The organism is Virgibacillus sp. AGTR (assembly GCF_016919725.2).
Lineage (GTDB): Bacteria > Bacillota > Bacilli > Bacillales > Amphibacillaceae > Virgibacillus > Virgibacillus salarius.
Genome location: NZ_JAJERH010000004.1, coordinates 60,858 through 81,655, shown reverse-complemented (window position 1 = coordinate 81,655; position 20,798 = coordinate 60,858). Strand labels below are relative to the sequence as shown.

Sequence of the window (20,798 nt, the reverse complement as noted above, 5' to 3'; positions counted from 1 at the left end):
TGATAGATGGTGTTATAAAAGCATGCGCTTACGCACGCCGTAATCGCCCGCCTTTATCATCTGTTCTCGGAATTCTTTCGCCCATCGACGAAGATGGTTCCACCCGTACGGGTCCATCGACATAGGCACATAATACGTATTCTTTAAGCTCGCCTGTTCTCGACTCCAACGGTGACCACTTGAGAGAGAGTAACCGAAGTCAGTAATCATGAAGTTGATCTGATGTGAGTAGTTGTTTTTCTTGTTGAACTCATCAATCAAGTCAATTTTGCGCCATACCTGCTCAAAGTCTGTTCCTCCTGTGACTTTCGGAACACGTAGGAATTGTTGGTAAATTTGGGATGTCGAGCGGTCTTTCGTTTTGAGAAGACTTGTCTGGCTAACATAATGGCTGAAACTTGTGATGTATAAGTTACAGTTAATGCGTTTGGTTAGCATAATCAAGTTCGTTACGGCGTCCCGATATTGCGATTCGGAAATTGATCCGGATGTATCGAGATAGACATGAATGTCTGGACGATACATTGTTGTGGTCAGTTTGCCTGGTAGGTTGATGTCATCCGGTTTTCGTCTATTGGGACGCATGTATGAGGTAGACTGACTTTTATACGTGTTTTGCGTAACTTGTTTTGTGACCTGTGATTCAATCACACGTTTCATCATGGCAAGCATTTGTTGTGCCGGTATTGGTTTTCCGCTGAACGGTTGTACTTTTGCACGTTCGAGTGATTTCCCTTTACCATCGGCGCTTGTTGCTTTTTGACCACCACCTATGCTTCGGTTGATGGCTTTTGCTGTCATTAGCTTTTTGTTTGAAACAAAGCGTAGGTTTTTCTTGGCGTTGAGTGCCTTCTCGAACACGTCCCAATCCTTCTTGATGTCTGTCGCTTTGGCATGAGCATAGTTCTCCAGATTTAGGATGATGATGTTCTCTGGCATGTACACCTGTTGCAAATTCGATGGTTGAATCGTGAGCGCTCCTGGGTTTGTCGTGTTTTTCTCATATTGGCTCATGATGTACATGATGATGCGCGTGAACGATAATGTATCTTGTTCGCTTGGGTTTCCACCACCGCCGTTCGGCATGAATAATCCTGCTGACAAGTCGCTCGTTAGGTCGATTTTATCGAAATCGGCAAGAAGTTTATTCACTTCCTTCGTAATTGGTTGTTGTGCTTGCCACGCTTGTACATAATTTTTCAACTGCTGTTTAATGTCGTTGAATACATCCGCGGTTTGTACCGTCATGAGTAAATAGTTATTAAACGGACGATCATGCGTATACGCTGCGATGTTGGCAAACCAGTTGATGGCACCTGCAGCGTCAGGTTGTGCCAGGAACGCTTTCGCCGTCGGGATGACATCTACTGATGCTGAATATTTCACAATTCTTCCGGCTTTCTGTGATGGTACGGGAAGCTTCATGCGTGTAATTGCTTCGACTCCAAGTTGTTCTTCGAAATACCAGTCGTTTTGGGCATGATATTGAATTCCCTGGCGATAAATTTCACCGATTTGGTTTTGCAAGTTCACATCAATCGTAGGATTCGTCCATAGGTGCATAACACCATTGAACAGCGTATCTTCGTCAATTTGCTGTTTGTTTCCGTTTGTGTTGTCCTCGATGACGACCGGATGATTGGCATTTATCGGGGCGTACATTGGTTTGATGTAGCGCTCTTTAATGTGATCAGTGAGTTTATCTTGATAATCGGCTACACTTTTATCTGCGTTAATGTTCGGTAGGACATCGAACGGGTCTTGGTACAAAATTGCCGGTTTCTGGTTTCTGATTTTGATTGACATACATAAGTCCCCTTTCGGATTCGTATTAGAATGATTCTCGCTTTATTTATCGGAAGCGGGTCGCGTTACCGCCCGCTTCGGATAGAAATGTGTCATTCTGTTGGAGCTTTTCTTTCCATGAACGACTATATGAGAATTGAACATTTGTGGTTTGTCCGCAGCAGACACATGTTTTTTCCGGACGGAATACACCGACACCTGAGATGCGGATTTCGTTTCCGTTTTTTAAGGCGTCCACCATTACGTCTACCATGCTTTACTTTCAATTTTCTTCACGCTTTATTCACCTGCTCGCTTTTATCGTTTATTAAAAAGGAACCCTCTGAGCGTTATCCTCAGAGGGTAATTTAATGCGCGGATTTAGCTCCGATTAGTCTTGCTCCATTACGGATTGAATCATGCCTTTCCACTGGTTCATGACAGGTGCGGTACTGCTTAACATCGATTGTACAGCGTTTTCAGCCACTTTTGCTGAATCTGGTAGCACTTTCATTAAGTTTTGGATGGCTTTGTTGTCAAACTGCGTGATATGGTGTGGCGCATTGGACATGAATGCTGTCACGGCTTGATTGTTGTTTATTTCTTTCGTGCTGGAGATTTCTGTCAACCAAACCAACGTGTTCAAACGATCTTTCTCGTCCATGGCGTCGATAAGTTGTTCCACGTCCTGTACATTTGCAGCACGGCTCATCGTGTTGATGATGTCTTGTTTCGGACGAAGGTCCTTTAGAACCGGCTGATTGGAAACGTGTGTAGCACTTAACATAGAGTTGAAATGTGTATTGATTTCGTCAAACAGATGATGAGCGAACGTTGTGTTTCCGACGTGTGCTTCAATACCAGCAAATAAAATGTTTGACTCATCCGATTCTGTCATATCAGCAAACAGTTGTCCGAGCAATTCGTGTTCTTTGTCGCTTCCGGATTTATCAAGTCCCATGTTGTTTAGCCATTCACTCGCATACGTAATGGTTCTTGGGCGTGTAATTTGCGTGAATGTATCTTCTGCCAAAAATTCGAATTGTGAGAAGGCGTAATCTTCACTTTCGCTATCTTCATCATCGTCATCATCAGCAGAGTCCTGGCTGCTGTTTTCAATAGCTTCCAATGCCATTAAATCTTCCGGATGTTTCGTCAACACATCCGTGATAAACGGGTTGAGTGATTGGATACTCAAGAATGTGTCAAGATCCGGACGTACGTGATACACGGAGAAACGAGAGATACTCGCTTGGTCCAGGCTGGTGACATTTCCTTTGTCATTTCCGGCAACGATTAAACGAAGGTTGTCCGGGAAATTGATTGTTCCAATACGGCGGAGCGTTTGGAATGACAGAATAGAAGACGTGATATCTGAAGACGCTCGATTAAATTCATCTAGGAACAAAATTGGATTTTCGTCCGGGTGATCCGCTGCGTATTCGATAGCTTCCATGATCGTCGAATGCGGGAAGGCTTCCTGACGCCATGTTCCGTTTTCGGACTGAGTCATACGGACACCGGTCAGATCTGCACGATCGGCTAACTGGTTAACAGGTAGGGTGAAAACTGCTGTTTTGAACGTGCGGGATAAATCTTCGATAAGGCTTGATTTACCGATACCCGGCTCTCCCATAAGGGCTGGGGTTTGACCTGCTTTTAAGTCGGCCTCGATGAATGGTTTAACTTGTGCGAATGTTAATGCTGATTTCATAACAGATTCCTCTCTTTCGAATAATTTGTTTTTTTATGGATTTCCCATGTCCTGTTATGTAGGATCACAGACAGAACGTGGGGTTCTCCTTCTTTTGATTTATTGGTAATTCCGCACGTTATTTAAGCGGAATTACAGGGTTTTAAGACATATCGCCCTAAACTTCTAGGGCATTTTTAGGCTTTAATATTCTCTGCTTCATTCAATAGGTGTCGGTATATTTTTTGTTCGCTTGCTGGTAGTCCGTCTGGGAACCATTCACTATTGAACGATACAAGTTCCTCGATTTTCTGCTCGATTGGTGCAGACTCGTCATCCAGAAGGTTTTGCACATCATTGATGCTTTCTGTGGTTTCTTCGTCGTTCCCCAAGTAATCTTCATCTGGCTGCACCTCGTAGAACATATCTGTGAGTTCGTCCAGGATTTCCTGTTTTTCTTTTGGCATGCGCATGACTCCCTTTTTATAATTTTTTTTCAATTAAAAAGCGCAAGTCCTTATTGGGCTTGGGCTCATGTATTTTATCGATTACTTCGCCTGATTTCTCGGCGAAGTAATTAGGTATTTTTACCTGTATTAATCACAGATCTGTAAAGTAATGTCATTTTTTGTTTTTACATTTATTTGACTGTGTATACAGTGTTTTTATGAAAATTTCAATCATTTAATCCAAGCGACTGATCGCCCATATTGACGGTGTTTCTTACGTATTTCGTTGATCCATCAGCGTTTTTAAAAAACAGGTACTTTATAACTAAGTATTGCTTTTTATTGACAATGGGTGTAAACTATCAAATATAAACTCAAATGTCTATGCACACAGCGATTTGATTGTTAAACAATAACTATTTATGGTAAAATAGTATTAGGACAACAAGGTTAGACATATGGAAAAAAATCTCAAGCAACCCATAAAAAGTGGAAAGGTGGAAAGGTTAGATGTGTGATGATAATAAAGTAAGGTCCTTTTCGATGTATGAGGTATTGGAGAAACCGTTGATGGATTTTCTTCAAGGTGGGGACGGAGTAAACGCTTTACCAGTGTTCGAAGAAGAATTCTATCCGGAATCTCACATGATCGACAGCTCGCTTATTAATTTAATCAAGTTCATTAGTACGTCTTTCGGCCGGAGTAGAATCCCAGCGGGATTTAAGATTGTGGAGCGTATACATAGTGACTACTCGAAGAAAAAGACATTCCGCTTTCGCTCGCGTCACCCGTTGTTTGTAGATGGTTCACCACGATACCAAAATGTGTGTCTGGTGAGTGGGATGGTGTATCTTGGTATACCGATTCTACCGTACTTTGACGGACAGAATGTTTTGGAGGTCAACGAGGACCCTGGTGAATATCTGGCAATGCTCCGTATGGAAAACACAGATTTGTTTTGAACGAACCTTTATTATTTGACGTTACAGATATCCCGGCGTAAGCCGGGTCATAATATAACAAAAAAGGGGGATTTGTCGTGACGAACGTCTCGGAAATTAAGAAACGAATGCCACCCATGCGGCCACAGGATGGGGAATGGTCGATGTTGTTCAAGGGATTGCAGAAACAATTGGCTCACGTACAGCAGCTTGCCAAAGAACAGACGGTAACGTCTGGGAAACAGTTGCATGCGTCCGATATTCAGCTCCAAACACTGGAGCGAATCCATGACCGATTGGATGCCGTTATGGTTGAAAGTCGTGTGACGAACGTATTATTATCCGAACTGGTCGCCTTACATCAGACCGTAATCACTGATAATACCGATGAGGTAAGGGAAGCGATACGCAATGATGCGTATCATCGGGTGAGAAATGCCGAATGATTTTCCGAAACAAAAGTATTACATAATATGTAACAGTAATATGTAATATAAATACTAAATTCTGTAGTTATAGCATGCAGGATTGCTTTACCAAAAAAAGAGAAAAGAGGTGAGAATTTATGCTCGGAAGGACGCATATTTTAAGTTCCCTTGCTTTGATGCATACTGGTTTGATCGGGTACACGATGTATGCAAATAGAGATGTCACAGAAAGTGGAAAAGAGGAATACCTGCAGGTATTCGGTCTTTCTATCGGCAAACCGATGTCAATTATGGAATATGGTTTGATGGTTGCAGCGGTCGGTTTCTTTATCTTGTGGCTTCTTCATATAGGAGGCCACTGGCGTATTCGTACAACGCATTTGGTTTTGATGGCTGTAAGTTTAATATTGCTCCGCTTTACGGTTGGGGAAAGCTATTCGTTTACAATAACCATGGTTATCCTATGTTTCGCACTCGGGACGGTTTTACCAGACATAGATTCTAATACATCCACGATAGGAAAGTACATTGCACCAATAAGCAGTTTTATTCCACACCGAACAATCACGCACACAATCTGGGCAGCGTTGTTGATTGCGGGTATTGCATGGTATTTCGAGTCGATATATCTGCTTGCGCTTGCGCTCGGATATACGGCTCATATTGTAGAGGATTCGTTCAGCGAGCAGGGTATCCATTGGTTTTATCCCGTTCCTTCGTTCAGACGAAAGCGAAGACTCCCATTTACCTATGAAACAGGTGGCGTTGCAGAATCAATGATGTTTTATGCGGCGATTGGTGTTCATACCCTGTGTGCCGTATTCGTCATTTGGTCAAGTCTTGGACAGGTATGAGTATGTTAAGGGGGGGGAAACCCCCTAACATTAATTTAGATAACCTTTAACTTTCATACTGAAATAATCATTAGAATCGCTTATTACAATCAAACTATCTAACAGTTCTATAAGTTTTCTTCTCAAAAATTTTGACCTTCTTTTTTCGCATATTCATATATTTTTTCAGCAAATGGCTTGTATAACAATGATTCATCTTCTACCCACAAAAAATCATTATCCTGCGTTACTTCCCAAATAATATGATATATATAAATAAACATTCGAATACGGGCATTATCTGCTTTTTTTCCAATTCTATTTAGAAACGTTTGAACAAAACCATCTGAATGCCCGAGAGCTTCTAAAATGTCATGCTTAACAATTGTGTTATTCGTAATAGAAGTATCATTATGTAAACAATCATCATAAATATGCAAAATTTTAGTTTTTTTATTATAGACCACATCATACCTCGCTGATTTATACATACCGGTATTTATAATTTGCGCAAAAATCAAATCTCCTATTTCATTATGTTTTCTTACCTGCATGGAAAAACTCCTTTCCTATTAACTATTAATGTTAGCTTCCAAAATAGCTTCCTACAGTTGTATCCCCCAAAAAATGATTGAATTATATATTTTCTTCTATTGTATCATTTAAAACTTAACTTAATAAGAAAATCAACGTTTACTTATGGTGTAAATACATTTTTAAAAAAAATCATTCTGATTGCTGCTGTTCTTTTAAAAACTTTTCACAAGTTGATTGCTTCCAATATTTCCTTCCACTTATTGTGATATCAGGGGCAGGAACTAAATCTCTACTAATGTACTCCTTTTTATAGGGATTCTTTATATGCGCAGTATATATTTCATATGTTTTATACACCTTACATAATTGAAAGGGTATATTATTTTTAGACGTGTTAATATATCTATATAACATCAAAAGAACATACAAATAAGGAGTAAATAAATATGAAGAAAAGATTTTGCATATTGATATTAGCAATTGTATTTAGTATAGGATTAGCTGGGTGTGAGAAATCAGAAGCATTAAGTAGTAACTTGAGTCGCTATAATCCATTTGCAAGTAAAACAGATGTGTATGGAGTGGTAACAGTAGAACCTACAAAAGACTCTATAGCAAAAGAACACGGTGATGATGTTAATTCATATGATTTAATTGGATATGATAAAGATTTAAATGAAATTGATTTAAGTTTTAATTCTAAGAATAAGCACCCAATTGGAACATATATCAAAGCTATAAAAAAAGGTAGCGATACTCGAATGCATGATGTGACAGTCGTTAAGAAAGAGGATGTTCCCGAAAATATAGTAAATAAATTAAATGAACACCAAAAATAGCGTTCATTAAGAAAGAATTGGAACATAACTAAAACAATTCACTACACTATCTTCGGAAATATACGTAGACTTGCTCAGATAAATTTGATCTGGCTGGGGATTCGTCTTGTTTTTACCTTTTAAAATCTTTTAATATAGTCCTACGAAACTATAGGATATACCGTATGACAAACAAAAAAACCTTACAAGGGGTGAATTTGATCCCTGTGAGGTTTTTTTTCATCACTGATTTGTTGTAAGTGTGGCTGTATTCACGATGTCATAGAGAGTTATCATGTTTAGCTCGTCTTTCATGCTCCATGTACCGTAGTTTTCGTTGTCTTTTAGCCACATTTTGAGTTTGTTCATATGGATAACACCATCTGGTTTTCGAAAGATACCACAAAATGAGGCTCCGGCCTCTAGCATGGATTCAATGATGTTGTGAAGACCGATCACCGAAAGAAGCAACGTGCTGATTTCGCCGTTTTTGATGCCGGCTTCTGCTTTGGGTTGTATGGCTACGTCTATCGGTAGATAGACGCGCGCTTTTACTTCGATGTTGTCTTTATGGACGTACTCGCCTTTCCATTCACCTTTTGTTTTGAGTAGATGACCGATACGTTTGGACATTGGTCTTCTCATGACGTGTCGGTGTAGGGAAAGTGGTTCATTTATCCACCAGGTCTCATCCCCGTGTTCTATCGTGAGGATTTCCATAGATGTAAGCTCGGAGTGGACGCGTTGGACGTCTTTTTTGCTCGGGTTGTTATGTAAGATCTCAATGTGGTTGTTCAGTGTTTTCAATACGGTAATAGGATCTATGTCCGTCTCAAATGCTGGGGATGATTCACTTTTGTGTTCGATGGTTTGTAGGTCATCGTTTTCTTTGTTTTTGTCTGTTTTTTTGGATGTATCTCTGGTGTTCATGTTTAGTTGCTCCCTTTTTGTATTTAGGCCGATTGACGGTCGTCAATCCGTTTGAATTCGTGCAGATAGAATCGGCCGCCGAATGTATTCGTCACGTACCAATCTTCGATGTTGTTATCTTCATCGTATCAAAATTCTAATTTATCATAAATCCGTGGTTCCCGGGTATCATCGTCGGTTGAGATGAATTGCTTAATGACCCTCCTGTTATTTTGGATATGGAGATGAAGGTCTACCTCTGGAATAACTTCGATTCGTAATGTTTTGCCTATAAGTGATTTAATGTCGGTCGTACAGTTAGGTTTGGCCCATTCCTGACCGGAACCCGAACAGGTAGGACAGTCTGCTGTATTCCCATCACATGTGTGACAGTCCCGCAGGCGCCAACCCTTGATGTAGTTTTCATAATGAAGTCGGCGAGCCGCTTTTCGTTTATAAAAAGTTTTTTGTTCGCTTTTAGTGGTCCTTCTCATACGATTTTTCTCCTTTTTTACTGGGATGTTGTTATTTTAGGTTAGCTATTATGATAATGTTTGCGCACATTCACCGATGGATGAATGGCGCCATTTAAAATACGGGAAACTCCTAATGTATCGATAATTGAAAACGGCGTATCCTGCTCTTTGCATACTTTTACAGCAAAGATACTTGCACGATGTTTAATAAAAGCTGTCAGAATTACGACCACATCAGCTTGTCGTATGGCTGATGTGAAACGATCTTTTTGTTCAGTTCCTTCTAAAAACAAGAATTGTCCGCCTCGGTCTTCAATAGCTTTTTGAAATATGGCTTTGCGTGGTTCTAAGCCGATTACAAGCACGACTTTCCCGTCTAATTCTTGTTTTTGGTTTTCGCTCTCTGTCTTTTTGGTTTTATCTTTATATTCGCCTGCTTTTTGCGGTCGATCTACTTGTTCCATTTTTTCGATTTCGTATTTCCAAATAACACGATGAAACGTTGGGTCATTTGGGTTGTATGCAATGTCAATCAAATCGCCTTCTTTTAAGTTAAATTTTAGACAGTCTTCTTTTGGGAGACGGAATGTGTGTAACATGTCGTCGATTTTGATATTTAATCCACCTTCTACCATAGAACGATTTGCTATGAGCATACCATCTTGTTTTTCGACGAGCGCATACTCAACTGTTGCGCGCTCTGGGGTATTTGGGTCATCCGTTTTTTCTGCAATTTCATAAAAATATTTGTTATCTCTTTTGCTTGACAGAATGAGTTTGTCACCATGTTCGATATTTAATAACCGAATAGTTGTTTCGGGCACATACACTTTTTTTCCATTAACTATGATACAGCCACCTCTGAGATTACGTGTGAACGTGTATAAGGGTTCAGTGTCATTTTCTATTTGTACTGTCTCATGATTCGACACCTGTTGATCTTGCAACTTTTGTGTTGATTGGATTGGAGTGGTTGGCAATTCCATCTTTGTTTTGGTGTCAGATTCCTTCAAATTTTCTTCAACTGGTATGTCGCATAATGCGTGTAAAAATTGTTCGTATTGGTATAATCCACTATACACGGAATGAATGGTTTCCGCGTCAAACAACAAATCTTTTTGAATTAAATGTATTATTTGTTCTTTGGTTTGTTCGAATATTTCTTGTCTATTCACGATAGATTCGACCCTTTCTGCTTATATTTTTTTTATGTTTATATCGTCATATAATAATTGTTAAGGCGTTCCAGATCATATGGACAGCGATGCCGGTATATACATTGTTATCTTTTAATCTGGCATATAAAAATCCGGCTGCCAATATCCCGTAGCTTGTCCACCCCATGATACCGAATGGTGCATGCAGAGCGATGAAGATAAGGCTTGCAATGACAAAGCTCAAATAACTAGGTCCTGTTGCGAACGGCAACAGTTCACGAAATACAATTTCCTCTGTGACTGGTGATACGACGATCATTGTAAATATCATCGCCAACGGGAATTGGGTGAGTAGGTTATCAAGTGATGTTTGGTTCGGTTGCGCTGGCATGGTGATACCGATTAGATTAAAGATGTAAGTTGAAAGGAACAATGCGACAAGCATAGCACTCACAATGAACAGTACGCGGGAGAGCTTGAATCGTCTTCGTGTAGGGTCCACTCGTTGCCGCCTGTTGATCGTCCGGATGGACAAGACGACGGTTATTAATCCTAAAAAGATAGCAAGCAGATTCATGGCTCCCGCAAACGTTGGGTAGCTCACACCTGCGGATATGGTTGCGATGACGATTTGAACGCTGAAAAAGAACCCAACGGCTTTGTACAAATCTGGTGTCCGGAAAAAATCTTTAATGAGGATGAGCCGGGTGAGTGGGTAACTATTCGGTTCTTCCATGCGTTCTTGTTTACGTTTTAAATAGGTTTTTGAATACTCCTTCTCTTTTGTTCTTTTAATTTTGCGGACTTTCAGTGACTTTCTTATGGTGGTCATGGGCTATACTCCTTTTCCATTTTTTGGTAAATAGTATAAGTCTATTATGACATTAAATGCTTTACAAAACTATGCATACAGAGTGTTTTACTTCAGTTTTTTGTTCCGTTTGTTACACTTCTTCTTATGTGATATGTATGAACCCATGAAATGACGGAATGCAATAGAAAAAACGTGCCAGCATATACTGACACGTCATGTATTACTAATCATTGTCCTCCTGGATAGTTTCAAATAGCTGGCCTTCGATTTGCTTCGGTATCTTTATTACAGCGACACGCGGTTCCTCCTGCGTGAACGACACGACACCTAAAAGAAGGTTAGGGTCATCCCAGAGAACTTCAGGGATCTGTTTAATAGATTCCTCAGTGACGTCTGATGCGAATATCGGGGTATTGGATGAATCATAAAGCTGCGCCACGATGACGGATAGTGGCAATTGACCGCGCTTGTCGCGTTCTTTCAGGACGGTTTCTTTATCTTCGTTGGGACAGCATACGTCAAGCGCCAAAAGCTCGCCGAATGGCTCCACCTGAAACAAATTGTTTTGGTTCAGAGTTTCGTTTGCCTTGTTGTTCCGAGATTGTTCGAATAACGCTTTTCGCTGTTCCGTTGTATCATTGAGTCTGCCCTTTAGGAATAGCGCCGGGTTGAGCAGTGTGAAGGCTTTTAGGTGTTCGCTCAACTCGTCATAGAATTCGAAGGGGAACATGCGGTTGATGTGTTCGGTTTTGATGTGATTAGGCACGCTTTAACCTCCTTGCTGTTTTTTCTCCAGATCATAGAGAAACGACTGTATTTTCGCCTTATTAAATTGATACAACGTGTCTTTCGATAGATGTGGAGCCTCGATCACGATGCCGGAATCTGTGATAGATAGATAGCCGTTGTTATCGTAACGCCGGTCGTAATACTCATCATAATCCGAATCCATGCTGTACGCTTCTTTCGGTGTGATATTCGTCCAAGCTTCGTTTGCTACTTTTGTGATATATGCTAAGAAGTCTTTGAGTTCATCGGCTGTAAATGCATATTCAAAGTTCGAATCCCGTTCGGTTTTGCCACTTGAATTTTCAAGAATAATGGCTGACCGTCGGTATTTGACAACCAGCCCGTTAGAAAATATCTTTGTTTTCACGGTATCACTCCTAGTGGTGCTTATGATTCACAACAGTCTTGGATAATTTGAGGAATACCCTTTTCGTTGCCGAAATTATCAAAAAGCATGCTGCGCAATATATAGCCGGCTGTTTTTGGTCGGTCTGATTCCAAGTCGTTTATCGCTCTTTTAATTCGTTTTTCCATTGAATAATTACAGGTCAAAGTCTGCATTTTCTTCTGGTTCATTGGTCAATTTGCCATTTCTAAAGTCGTTTGCATATCCTTCACCAAATGCTAATGCCAAAATGCAAAATGTTTCTTCATCGCCATATCTGCTAATGGTTTCGGTGTCTACACCGACATGATGCAACGCTGCTTGGTTTTCCTTGTTATTTTTGACTAAAATATAGGCGTCTTCGCCACCGTTAGATTCGATTACCTCTAAGTCATTTAAGACATCTAATACTTCCTGTTTTTGTTTTTTATTCATGCTTACCATTCATCCTTTACTTAATTAATGGACTAGCGTCTTGACAAATCTGGTCGATTTCTTTTTTATTTACTTCTGGTTTAGTTATTCCTCCATAAACATAAGCCTCATTTTCAAGAACCGTCGTGGTTTCTTCTTCATCCGCACCTTCTGTATCGTAATCTACGATAACTATGTCTACATTTTCTTGATTGGATAAAACGTTTTGAACGACGCCTCCTTCTACAATAACTGCTATCTTCATACACCTTCATCCTTTCACTTTTTCCCATTTTTCCTTTTTGCGTTCTGGGCCTTCACGAATTCATATGCTCGTTTTGATGTGAACAACAACCAAGGTAGCCCATCGCGAGTTTCATCGTGTTTTTCACGGTATGGAATGACAGATTTGAGAAGTAGGTATATCGCATAGGCAAGGTCTTGCTCGGTGAGGGATCGGGCCATTTTACGGAACGACTGCGTATCTTTCGCTAGCTTGTGTACGCGGATCGTGTGGAACGCTATTCCGTTGGCAACACTCATTTCATAGCGGGAATAATCTTCTCCGAAGTCACTCACGGTTTTGTTCTTGGCTTGTTCTTTCGCCTCTTCGAATGGTTTAATCGAGATGAAAGACTCAATGGTCTTTTCTTTGTCTTCGTCGATGAGATTCTTCATCATTCCTATGCGGTACTGCTTGGCGACCTCGCGCTCTTTTTTCCGTTGCTTATCCATCTGGACGATATTATTCAGGAATCCTGCGAGTTTTTCTTTCGCCTCCGGATTCTGATTATAATCGATACACGGTTTTTGTGTGAGCATGCGCTTGGTGAACGTCACGAAGTGATCGTTGAACAAGACCTCGAAGTAAGCGTCGCGTGGCTTTTCCTTCGGGTCTTCCGGTTTAGGTACAGGTTCTTTGAATACAGATAACTCGTCGAACATGTACCGGTTTTCCTGGTTAATTAAGTCTTCCGGTACGAGAATCAAGAGATGAACCCCACCGTTTTTGGACAGCTCGGTAAAATGTGACGGAAATTCAAGCACCTCTTGTTTCATGCTCTCTGGCGCATTTGGTTCAACGTCAATAGCAATGACGCGATTCTCTCTTGCCCTTAGTCGATAGGCTCGGTTCACGGCTTGTAGGTTCTGGTCTGCGTCCAGTTTATCGAGTGTGACCAGTGGCCACTCGCCGTCGAATCGCGCATTGTATACATTCCCCGTGTCAAGCAATATTCGGGCGTTTACCGGACGTTTATTATCATCGGAAACCGTCCAGTAGGGGTCTCCGGATAAGTGATGTATGAGTGGGTTTTGTGCGAATGTTAACGGGTGCACCATTGGGTATTGGGACATATACATCGTACACTCCTTTCTTATGTCATGTCGCGTGTGTATCTTATAAAGATTTAAACATGATTGTTTTTAAATCTTGTTCTGCTTCATCAATCGTATAATAAAAATCTAGGGCTTCCTCTTCGATGAAATTTGTTTCTTTGTTAAAAATTCCGTATCCTTCAATAATTCCATTGGAATTAATGTCATCTCTATCCCAATTTTCGCATTCTTTTCTGTTAGCTGAAATATCTAAATAATGACCGTCATTCGATACAGTTGCATATAGTTTTTTAACACATAATACTTTTATTTTACATCATCCTTATTGGTTATGTAGTGATTAAAAAAAACCGAGGGGCTTATACCCCTCGGTTTATCGTCGCTCACTGAATTATCAATTAAGCGTACGGACTCTTACCTCTCTGTCCGCTGTTACCGAACGGGGAGCCTTGATTTGGTATTGTTCCCTCTTGAACACCGAACGGGTTGTTAGTTGCTCCGTTTGCTTGTCCGAAACCTGCAAATCCGTCTTGGTTCGTTTCAGGTTGGTTTGGATCGCCAGCGGGTGCTTGACTAAAACCGCCAAATCCTTGACCCTGACCCGCACCTGCACCGACAAGTTGTTTTTGGTCAACATTTTCCTGTACTGGTTGGTTTTGCGTGTTGTCATTTTTGATAGGATGTACCGGCATGTTCATTGCTTTGCCGAAGCCCTCAAGACCATTACCTCTACCTTCATAAAAATTGATCTCACCGGGTGCGAACACAATGTTGTCAAATGTTGAACCGAGGTTATTATAGCCTTTCTTCCCGTAAGCTCTAATCAATAGATAAACAACTTGTCCGGGAGACGGATTCTTCTGTGGGTCAGGAATTTCCTGAACACTTCCGTCTTCTTGCATGTGTCCATATTTAGGCGGGTATAAGGATTTACTCTCGAAGCCCATCGTCGGTTTTCCTGTACCTTTCGCCTGATACACACCCTGCGCGTGGAAGTTAGCAAGCGGTGTTCCTTCACCTTGTACGATTTCGGGATTTTCAATTGTGATGCTACGGAATTCATCTATCGGGCTCATACCAAGTCGGGCGCGGCGATTGTTTTCTTGCACAAGTGCTTCTCCTGTGACGGGTTTATCCAAGCGTGCAAATGTTACTGTACCTTTCAGGACAATTTCATCTCCGGGTTGTACACCCATTTGTTCACGTCTTTGTTTTACCATAATGCATCTTCTCCTTTCGCATGGATAAGCCATGCGTTTTATTTTTGTCGATATGCCGTCGATGTAGATAATTCGCCCTGCTATACCCTTATTTTACGACAAAAACGTTGTGCATTCAATCGTTTATGGGTTTTTTAACAGGTTTTTATAACACATTTGTGGCACTTTTTCTCAAATTTTATTTAGGCGAAAAGTTCGCTTTTCGCCCTAAAAGCAACCCAACCTTTTTGAAAGGGTGGGTTGACTTCTTTGCGTTGTATGTTGTTTGTATCGAAGTGTTTTTGCTTTATTTTCGAATATTTAGGATTGATGAAGCGTACCGAACGTCTTGGACGCATGTAATGGGACGAACAGCCCGTTTTCATCCAAATGTTGTTCGATATACACACTCGCTTCCTGTTCGGAAATATGCCTCAAGTTTCCGTCCGCCCTTGCTTTTTTTCCGCGGTAATTCGGATCGTCTTCACTCAGATTGTTATACCAATTCTGCAAGATGGTTTCGTCATAATTGGCCTCTAAAAACATACAGGTGTAGCGCCTTTTCTGATCTAGTCCGGTTACATGCTGAATGTTGCCGTAACAGTCTGTGAATGTTCGTTCGCCACCGAGATTATCTAGGTCCGAGGCATATAAGAATTCGAATTCTAGCTCCGGGTCACTGATTTGCACGGCGATGTTTACGATGTCACCGTGCTTGACGGTTAATGGCTCAAATAAGAATTTCTTACCGTCATGTGTGACCAGCGTTTGGGCTTCGGCGATATATACTCGTGATTGGTTAAGCAAGAATGCGTTTGCCCATTTGGACGGCTTTTTGATGCGGCGACCACTGTTGTCTGTCTGGTACAAGGGGTCATGACCGAATGGAATAATTTCCCCTTTTTTTCGTTTCTTATATTCAGGCTTATAGTCATCCGACGTAATCATTTTCCACATGAACTCGGACATGATGACTTTGATATGCGGATAATTGCATAATACTCGGTGCAATGTGGCTGGATTTAAGTGGTCGCCATGATGGTGCGTGATAATTAGATAATCAACATCCAAGAAAAATGTCGGACTGTATTCTTGATAGGATTTAAACGTAAGGCCTAAGTCTATCAGTGTATGGTGCGGTTTTAGATAAACGGAATTTCCCTCAGACCCTGAACCGAAGACATGTACTGGAATACGTTTTCCAAATTGCCTTTGTCTCCATTTATTGTAAATACTCTTTAATTCTTCGTTTTCGGCGTGGTATGCCGGATTATTTACATATGCATATGACATTCTTTAAAAACCCTCTCTGTTCAGTTATTTGGCAAATGTTTTTATTGTACCAGGTACCATGATGCCGTATAATGTAAATATATGGAAAGGAATGGTAAAATGGCTCGTAAAAAGACGAACGGAACAAGCAAAAGGCAAAACAAACCCGTGAGACAGAAAAGTGGTCTTATTAAAGAACAGATAGAAGACTTTAATCATCGCATGCTAGCGATTTTCTGTATTGCAGGGGTTATAGGTACACTTTTGTTTCTTGCATTTTTCTTTTCTTCGGATATACGAAATAAAATCATAGCGGCGAAAACAACATCGGTATATGCTACACATTCAAGTACATCAGATCATACTAACCTGTCAGGTGTTTCGGATTCCACCCTTGATTTCACTTCTGTCTTGAATGATCCAGATGTGAGCAGGGAGGATGCTGTTGACTATTTAAGTCGTATGAGCGATGAAGACTTTCAGACGTTTATCAACACGTTCACAGAAAAAACGGAACAGAGAGATATTGAAACGTCGGGTTTAACCAGTGAGCTGCACGATTTACTATTACAGAGTGAGCATAAAAAATTAGACATCATCGCTTATCTCAAACAGATGGACGCGGTTGAATTTAATACGCTCGTAAATACGTTCCTAACAACCGTACGTCCGAATTCCAAACAGCAGTCGTCTGTCATGTCTGATAAGACGGAGTCGTCGCTACAGGGGTCGCTTGAAGATGCTTATGCTGAAGCGGAACGGTTATATCCTGGACAAATTAACGGATCGACACGATTAAAACTGGTGGAAGACCTAAATGCAACAGACTATATGTATTACGTAGCGGAAGAAGGGGATACGTTAATTAAACTAAGTCGTGCATTCAATGTCTCACTTGGTCAGCTTGTAGAGCTAAATGGAATTCATGATGCAGACTTCATTCCTGCTGGTATGATCCTTTTATTTCCGTCTGACACGGAGCAGCCTGATATCAGCGAATAATGCAAAAAACACAAGGTCTAAACTAACCTTGTGTTTTTTATTGTTCTATTTGGATACTTTTCCACTTCCGTCGCAGTATTCGTAGAGTACGTTGTATTCTGCGCCTATTACATTTTTCACAGCTATTTGTTTGGCTTTCTTGTTCTTTGCTTTTATTCGCTATGTTACGTCTATCCTTTTTTAATGCAAGCCTTAGCTTGTCACAGTCGGGTATATCGACTGTTATGTTAAAATGTATTCCGGTTCGGCATTCACTTCGACGTAATCGTCTGAGATATCGGTTTCGTCGATGATAACGGCCGTATGGTCGTAGTGTAGTTTTAGCAAGTAAACCTCTAAGTCTGTTAAGTCACGAAGGTTGCTCATTGGCAATTCAAGCGATGTGATGTCTTGCTTTCCGCTCTGGATTTGAAACGCATAAATGGTTTTACCATCGCTTGTGGGGCGCTCGATGCTCTCGATTGTCCAATCATTCCCTAAGATGGAGTCTGTCCATCGATGGATGACGACAGATAGGTTCAGTTCTTCATCTTCTTCACAGGTAAATGAGATAACTTTTCTTTCACTGGAAGAACCGTAACTTCGTTTATCCAATGTTTGCAAGTGTGCATTTAGCGGTACATATCTCGGTGTGTCATCTTCGTCGATTTCGAGCTTTTCCGTTGCTATAGCACCACTGATAAATTCGGTGTATTTATCGAACAGTTCGCTCGTTTTGACTTCTTTCACAGGCTCGACACCCATGATTTCTTTGACGTTTTTGATGATACGCCCTTGATCATTGGTTACGTTAGTAACCAACTCATTTAGGAAATGCTCAAGCTTGACGTTGTACTTGCCAAAGTCGTATTGTTCGATGTACGGTGACATGGTTTCTTTCAGTCGTTTTTGTATTTCACGCGTGATGTCACCGTGAATACCGAATAGGTCACTCACTACTTTGTTTACCGTTTTTCCAAATTGTTCTTCGATGGCTTTTTCGATGATCCCACCGTTCAGTTTTTCTGTGATAATTTCCTGTGCGGATTTCTGTTCGACGGTTGTTTCCGGATGGGATTCAGGTACGGATTTCTCTACCGTTTCCGGTTCGATTTCTTCCCGAGTTTCGGTGAGTCGTAGCAACAGAATACCGATAACGACGGCTGCGGCAGCGATGAATGGGTAAGGGTAGACGTTCAGAATAGCAGCCAGGGTCCCGATACCGATAACCAGGCCGATGTCACGCTTGGTTAGGTTTAGGATTTTTCTTTTGGGTTGTTTCATGTTTGGTTCCTCCTTTTTTGTGTGAAACAGGGAGGGGGAGCATAGCATCCCTCCTGTAATGTTTTATGATGTTGATTCAGTTGTATTTTTCGATATTCATACTGGTTCCGTATACGTATTTTTTTCGTTCCGCTTTTACGTTAAATTCGGATTCGGGTATGAGGTAATACTTGTCGATTTCGTAGGTGTGTTCCGCGGGTCGTTTTACGAGCCCTACCCGATCACCCGCATGCAAATTCGCAACAAAGTTCGGGTATACGTCAAGCACTTTGGTTTTCCCTGATTTTGTGTCTTTTAGGGTAACTGCTCGGGTTTCCCATCTTCCGAATGCGCCGAAACCGCCTGGTTCTGTTTCTGAACTGATGTGCTGTATTTCATAAATTTTGTTCCTCACGCAAATCGTTGAGAGGAGAACTCGTAATAATTCTGCGATGCTTAGTACGAGGATTATTCCAATGAATAGCGTAACGGTCATCGCTATGATCATAGTTAGGGGGTTCTGTTCTGCGAATTGAGCATCAACCCAATACCGTACGAATTCAGGGGCTGTAGAAGCTGCCACGAGTCCTGTTCCTGTAACAACGCTGATAGCTATTTTGTATTCAGTTGATGTTTTGGTTTCCGTTTGAATCACAACCTTTTTATAATGGTATGCTTCCATAGAGAACAGGAAGGGCGGTAGCGTATCCTTCCTGTAGGTTTCTCATGGGTTTACGGCACGGATTGCATACCCCCGATTTCCACTTTTACAGCGTCGATAAGGGCTTGCTGGACATCTTGTTTGTCTAAAAGTGTTGCGATAACCCGGTCTTCAACAGTGCCACGCATTTTAAGATAATGTACGATGACGGGTTCAGTCTGTCCGTTGCGGTCTAGGCGTCCGATTGACTGTAAATACAGTTCGAGAGAGCGGGGGACAACAAAGAAAACCAGGATGTGACCGCCGTACTGGAAATTTAATCCGTGACCTGCGCTTGCGGGATGTGCGAACAATAACGGGATCTCTTTATTATTCCATCGTTTTAACTGCTCGGGATTACCAGTAAATACTTCAGCATCCGGGAAATGTTTTTTCAGCCGTATGATGTCGTGTTTGAACCAATAGAAACAGAGAATCGGCTGTCCATTTGAACCCTCTACAATTTCTTCCAGCGCTTTAATTTTATGATCGTGAAGCTCTATGATCTCTTTTCGTTCCTCATCCGCGTAAATCGCACCGTTGGAGAGTTGGAGCAATGCCCCGGATAACACAGCAGAGTTTGCTGCTTCGATGGCGTCTCCACTTAAAAGAGGGAGGACTTTATCCTTTTTGAGCTGTTTGTAGATGTCATATTCTTTCTTCGTCATTTCAAGCTCGATAACGTTATGGGTGACTGGTGGCAAGTCAAGATAGTCTTTCTTCATCATGCTGATGGTCACATCTTTTATGGCGTGATGAATGTAGTGGTCATGACCGTGAATCAATAACCACTCGTAGGGATACCCTTCCGGTGTTCTTCTACCGGGGATGAAGTGACGATTGCGGTATTCGGTGATGTTATGCCCAAGTCGCTGTCCGCCATCGATTAAGTAAACTAATGCCCAGATGTCCATGAGCCCATTTGGAGACGGGGTTCCGGTCAGTTCAATCCAACGCATTGTATACGGTGCGATGGATTTCAGTGCTTTAAAACCGCTCGTATTGTATCCTTTGAAACTCTGTGCTTCGTCGATGACGACGTTCAAGAATGGCCATTTCTCTCCAGGAAAACGTTTAACGAGCTTCGGGATAAGTTCCCGGTTGATAATGTAAATTGTTGGCGAGTCAGTTTCTACTCCATCAAGAATTTTATCGCGTTTTTTCTTGGGTAACCCCGCGAGCTGAGTGAACGTGCCGTGTTTCGTGTGATCCCATTTTAGGATTTCGTCGGGCCAAGTATTAATGGCGATTCGCTTTGGCGCGATGACCAGAATGTGTCCATGTAGCCGGTTTATTTGTGCCAGTTCGACGAAAGCGGTTAGCGTGATGAGTGTTTTCCCTAAACCCACATCAAGAAATAGAGCAGACCGGGGGACATGTTTTATAAACTCCGCACAGAATCGTTGATAATCATAGAGTGTCGCTTTCATGTGAGTTCCTCCTATTCGGCCTGATAACCATCAGGGAGTAAGATGATGTATGTGGTTTCCATGTGTGTATTTTCCGTTCTGTCATCCCCGTTGAATGAATAATCGTTTCTATTCATAATTGGGTATTCTCCTTTCCGTGTCTTATCTGAATATGCGCGCACCAAAAAACCGCTGATTTAATCAGCG

21 protein-coding genes are annotated in these 20,798 nt (G+C 41.4%); 4 read left to right on the top strand and 17 right to left on the bottom strand.

Annotated features, from left to right (window positions below; genetic code table 11):
- Positions 1–12 precede the first annotated feature (12 nt).
- The 3 genes from JUJ52_RS03125 to JUJ52_RS03115 form a co-directional block, all read right to left on the bottom strand.
- On the bottom strand, positions 13–1,806 hold the full coding sequence (locus JUJ52_RS03125) for a hypothetical protein (RefSeq protein ID WP_228088726.1): 1,794 nt from the start codon (positions 1,804–1,806) through the stop codon (positions 13–15).
- Positions 1,807–2,176: 370 nt separating this feature from the next.
- On the bottom strand, positions 2,177–3,499 hold the full coding sequence (locus JUJ52_RS03120; protein WP_228088725.1) for an AAA family ATPase: 1,323 nt from the start codon (positions 3,497–3,499) through the stop codon (positions 2,177–2,179).
- Positions 3,500–3,675: 176 nt separating this feature from the next.
- Positions 3,676–3,945 (bottom strand): hypothetical protein, encoded by a 270-nt coding sequence (locus tag JUJ52_RS03115; RefSeq protein WP_228088724.1) that lies wholly within the window; start codon positions 3,943–3,945, stop codon positions 3,676–3,678.
- 1,022 nt (positions 3,946–4,967) lie between these two features.
- Between JUJ52_RS03115 and JUJ52_RS03110 the strand changes: the two genes are divergently transcribed.
- Both JUJ52_RS03110 and JUJ52_RS03105 read left to right on the top strand, forming a co-directional pair.
- Positions 4,968–5,315: a hypothetical protein gene (locus tag JUJ52_RS03110; protein WP_228088723.1), complete on the top strand. Its 348-nt coding sequence runs from the start codon at positions 4,968–4,970 to the stop codon at positions 5,313–5,315.
- A 119-nt stretch (positions 5,316–5,434) separates the two neighbouring features.
- Complete coding sequence (locus JUJ52_RS03105) at positions 5,435–6,151, top strand: metal-dependent hydrolase (RefSeq protein ID WP_228088722.1); 717 nt, start codon at positions 5,435–5,437, stop codon at positions 6,149–6,151.
- 122 nt (positions 6,152–6,273) lie between these two features.
- On the opposite strand, the gene JUJ52_RS03100 is transcribed toward JUJ52_RS03105, so the two are convergent.
- Positions 6,274–6,684 carry a hypothetical protein gene (locus JUJ52_RS03100; RefSeq protein WP_228088721.1) on the bottom strand — a complete coding sequence of 137 codons (411 nt, stop codon included), beginning with the start codon at positions 6,682–6,684 and terminating at the stop codon, positions 6,274–6,276.
- Between the two features lie 429 nt (positions 6,685–7,113).
- Between JUJ52_RS03100 and JUJ52_RS03095 the strand changes: the two genes are divergently transcribed.
- Positions 7,114–7,506, top strand: coding sequence for a YxeA family protein (locus tag JUJ52_RS03095; protein WP_228088720.1), 393 nt, complete (start codon positions 7,114–7,116; stop codon positions 7,504–7,506).
- 222 nt (positions 7,507–7,728) lie between these two features.
- Here JUJ52_RS03095 and JUJ52_RS03090 read toward each other — a convergent pair whose 3' ends face one another.
- The 10 genes from JUJ52_RS03090 to JUJ52_RS03045 all read right to left on the bottom strand — a co-directional run bounded on the left by JUJ52_RS03090 (position 7,729) and on the right by JUJ52_RS03045 (position 16,259).
- Positions 7,729–8,415: a hypothetical protein gene (locus tag JUJ52_RS03090; RefSeq protein WP_228088719.1), complete on the bottom strand. Its 687-nt coding sequence runs from the start codon at positions 8,413–8,415 to the stop codon at positions 7,729–7,731.
- 514 nt (positions 8,416–8,929) lie between these two features.
- Positions 8,930–10,045: a DUF2325 domain-containing protein gene (locus tag JUJ52_RS23565; RefSeq protein WP_228088718.1), complete on the bottom strand. Its 1,116-nt coding sequence runs from the start codon at positions 10,043–10,045 to the stop codon at positions 8,930–8,932.
- Between the two features lie 46 nt (positions 10,046–10,091).
- Positions 10,092–10,859, bottom strand: coding sequence for a CPBP family intramembrane glutamic endopeptidase (locus JUJ52_RS03080; RefSeq protein ID WP_228088717.1), 768 nt, complete (start codon positions 10,857–10,859; stop codon positions 10,092–10,094).
- Positions 10,860–11,064: 205 nt separating this feature from the next.
- Positions 11,065–11,607 (bottom strand): hypothetical protein, encoded by a 543-nt coding sequence (locus JUJ52_RS03075; RefSeq protein ID WP_228088716.1) that lies wholly within the window; start codon positions 11,605–11,607, stop codon positions 11,065–11,067.
- 3 nt (positions 11,608–11,610) lie between these two features.
- A complete protein-coding gene (locus JUJ52_RS03070) occupies positions 11,611–11,997 on the bottom strand; it encodes a hypothetical protein (protein ID WP_228088715.1) in 387 nt (128 codons plus the stop codon).
- 174 nt (positions 11,998–12,171) lie between these two features.
- Positions 12,172–12,450 (bottom strand): hypothetical protein, encoded by a 279-nt coding sequence (locus tag JUJ52_RS03065; protein ID WP_228088714.1) that lies wholly within the window; start codon positions 12,448–12,450, stop codon positions 12,172–12,174.
- Positions 12,451–12,466: 16 nt separating this feature from the next.
- A complete protein-coding gene (locus JUJ52_RS03060) occupies positions 12,467–12,694 on the bottom strand; it encodes a hypothetical protein (protein WP_228088713.1) in 228 nt (75 codons plus the stop codon).
- A gap of 14 nt (positions 12,695–12,708) precedes the next feature.
- Positions 12,709–13,791, bottom strand: a complete 1,083-nt coding sequence (locus JUJ52_RS03055; protein WP_228088712.1) for a hypothetical protein — start codon at positions 13,789–13,791, stop codon at positions 12,709–12,711.
- Positions 13,792–14,165: 374 nt separating this feature from the next.
- Entirely contained in the window at positions 14,166–14,987 is an 822-nt protein-coding gene (locus tag JUJ52_RS03050) for a hypothetical protein (protein WP_228088711.1), read from the bottom strand.
- A 300-nt stretch (positions 14,988–15,287) separates the two neighbouring features.
- Entirely contained in the window at positions 15,288–16,259 is a 972-nt protein-coding gene (locus JUJ52_RS03045; RefSeq protein ID WP_228088710.1) for an MBL fold metallo-hydrolase, read from the bottom strand.
- A gap of 99 nt (positions 16,260–16,358) precedes the next feature.
- Between JUJ52_RS03045 and JUJ52_RS03040 the strand changes: the two genes are divergently transcribed.
- Positions 16,359–17,240, top strand: coding sequence for a LysM peptidoglycan-binding domain-containing protein (locus JUJ52_RS03040; protein WP_228088709.1), 882 nt, complete (start codon positions 16,359–16,361; stop codon positions 17,238–17,240).
- Between the two features lie 222 nt (positions 17,241–17,462).
- Here the strand turns inward: JUJ52_RS03040 and JUJ52_RS03035 are convergent, their stop codons facing one another.
- The 3 genes from JUJ52_RS03035 to JUJ52_RS03025 all read right to left on the bottom strand — a co-directional run bounded on the left by JUJ52_RS03035 (position 17,463) and on the right by JUJ52_RS03025 (position 20,612).
- Complete coding sequence (locus tag JUJ52_RS03035; RefSeq protein ID WP_228088708.1) at positions 17,463–18,503, bottom strand: hypothetical protein; 1,041 nt, start codon at positions 18,501–18,503, stop codon at positions 17,463–17,465.
- A 76-nt stretch (positions 18,504–18,579) separates the two neighbouring features.
- Positions 18,580–19,065, bottom strand: coding sequence for a hypothetical protein (locus tag JUJ52_RS03030; RefSeq protein WP_228088707.1), 486 nt, complete (start codon positions 19,063–19,065; stop codon positions 18,580–18,582).
- 149 nt (positions 19,066–19,214) lie between these two features.
- Complete coding sequence (locus JUJ52_RS03025; protein ID WP_228088706.1) at positions 19,215–20,612, bottom strand: SNF2-related protein; 1,398 nt, start codon at positions 20,610–20,612, stop codon at positions 19,215–19,217.
- Positions 20,613–20,798: the final 186 nt, after the last annotated feature.

What these genes read in the sequence shown, in the direction of transcription:
- JUJ52_RS03060 (WP_228088713.1), bottom strand. Translation starts at nt 12,694, where the DNA reads ATGAAGATAGCAGTTATTGTAGAAGGAGGCGTCGTTCAAAACGTTTTA.
- JUJ52_RS03035 (WP_228088708.1), bottom strand. Translation starts at nt 18,503, where the DNA reads ATGAAACAACCCAAAAGAAAAATCCTAAACCTAACCAAGCGTGACATC.
- JUJ52_RS03080 (WP_228088717.1), bottom strand. Translation starts at nt 10,859, where the DNA reads ATGACCACCATAAGAAAGTCACTGAAAGTCCGCAAAATTAAAAGAACA.
- JUJ52_RS03065 (WP_228088714.1), bottom strand. Translation starts at nt 12,450, where the DNA reads ATGAATAAAAAACAAAAACAGGAAGTATTAGATGTCTTAAATGACTTA.
- JUJ52_RS03045 (WP_228088710.1), bottom strand. Translation starts at nt 16,259, where the DNA reads ATGTCATATGCATATGTAAATAATCCGGCATACCACGCCGAAAACGAA.
- JUJ52_RS03115 (WP_228088724.1), bottom strand. Translation starts at nt 3,945, where the DNA reads ATGCCAAAAGAAAAACAGGAAATCCTGGACGAACTCACAGATATGTTC.
- JUJ52_RS03040 (WP_228088709.1), top strand. Translation starts at nt 16,359, where the DNA reads ATGGCTCGTAAAAAGACGAACGGAACAAGCAAAAGGCAAAACAAACCC.
- JUJ52_RS03120 (WP_228088725.1), bottom strand. Translation starts at nt 3,499, where the DNA reads ATGAAATCAGCATTAACATTCGCACAAGTTAAACCATTCATCGAGGCC.
- JUJ52_RS03050 (WP_228088711.1), bottom strand. Translation starts at nt 14,987, where the DNA reads ATGGTAAAACAAAGACGTGAACAAATGGGTGTACAACCCGGAGATGAA.
- JUJ52_RS03055 (WP_228088712.1), bottom strand. Translation starts at nt 13,791, where the DNA reads ATGTATATGTCCCAATACCCAATGGTGCACCCGTTAACATTCGCACAA.
- JUJ52_RS03095 (WP_228088720.1), top strand. Translation starts at nt 7,114, where the DNA reads ATGAAGAAAAGATTTTGCATATTGATATTAGCAATTGTATTTAGTATA.
- JUJ52_RS03100 (WP_228088721.1), bottom strand. Translation starts at nt 6,684, where the DNA reads ATGCAGGTAAGAAAACATAATGAAATAGGAGATTTGATTTTTGCGCAA.
- JUJ52_RS03125 (WP_228088726.1), bottom strand. Translation starts at nt 1,806, where the DNA reads ATGTCAATCAAAATCAGAAACCAGAAACCGGCAATTTTGTACCAAGAC.
- JUJ52_RS03025 (WP_228088706.1), bottom strand. Translation starts at nt 20,612, where the DNA reads ATGAAAGCGACACTCTATGATTATCAACGATTCTGTGCGGAGTTTATA.
- JUJ52_RS03105 (WP_228088722.1), top strand. Translation starts at nt 5,435, where the DNA reads ATGCTCGGAAGGACGCATATTTTAAGTTCCCTTGCTTTGATGCATACT.
- JUJ52_RS03090 (WP_228088719.1), bottom strand. Translation starts at nt 8,415, where the DNA reads ATGAACACCAGAGATACATCCAAAAAAACAGACAAAAACAAAGAAAAC.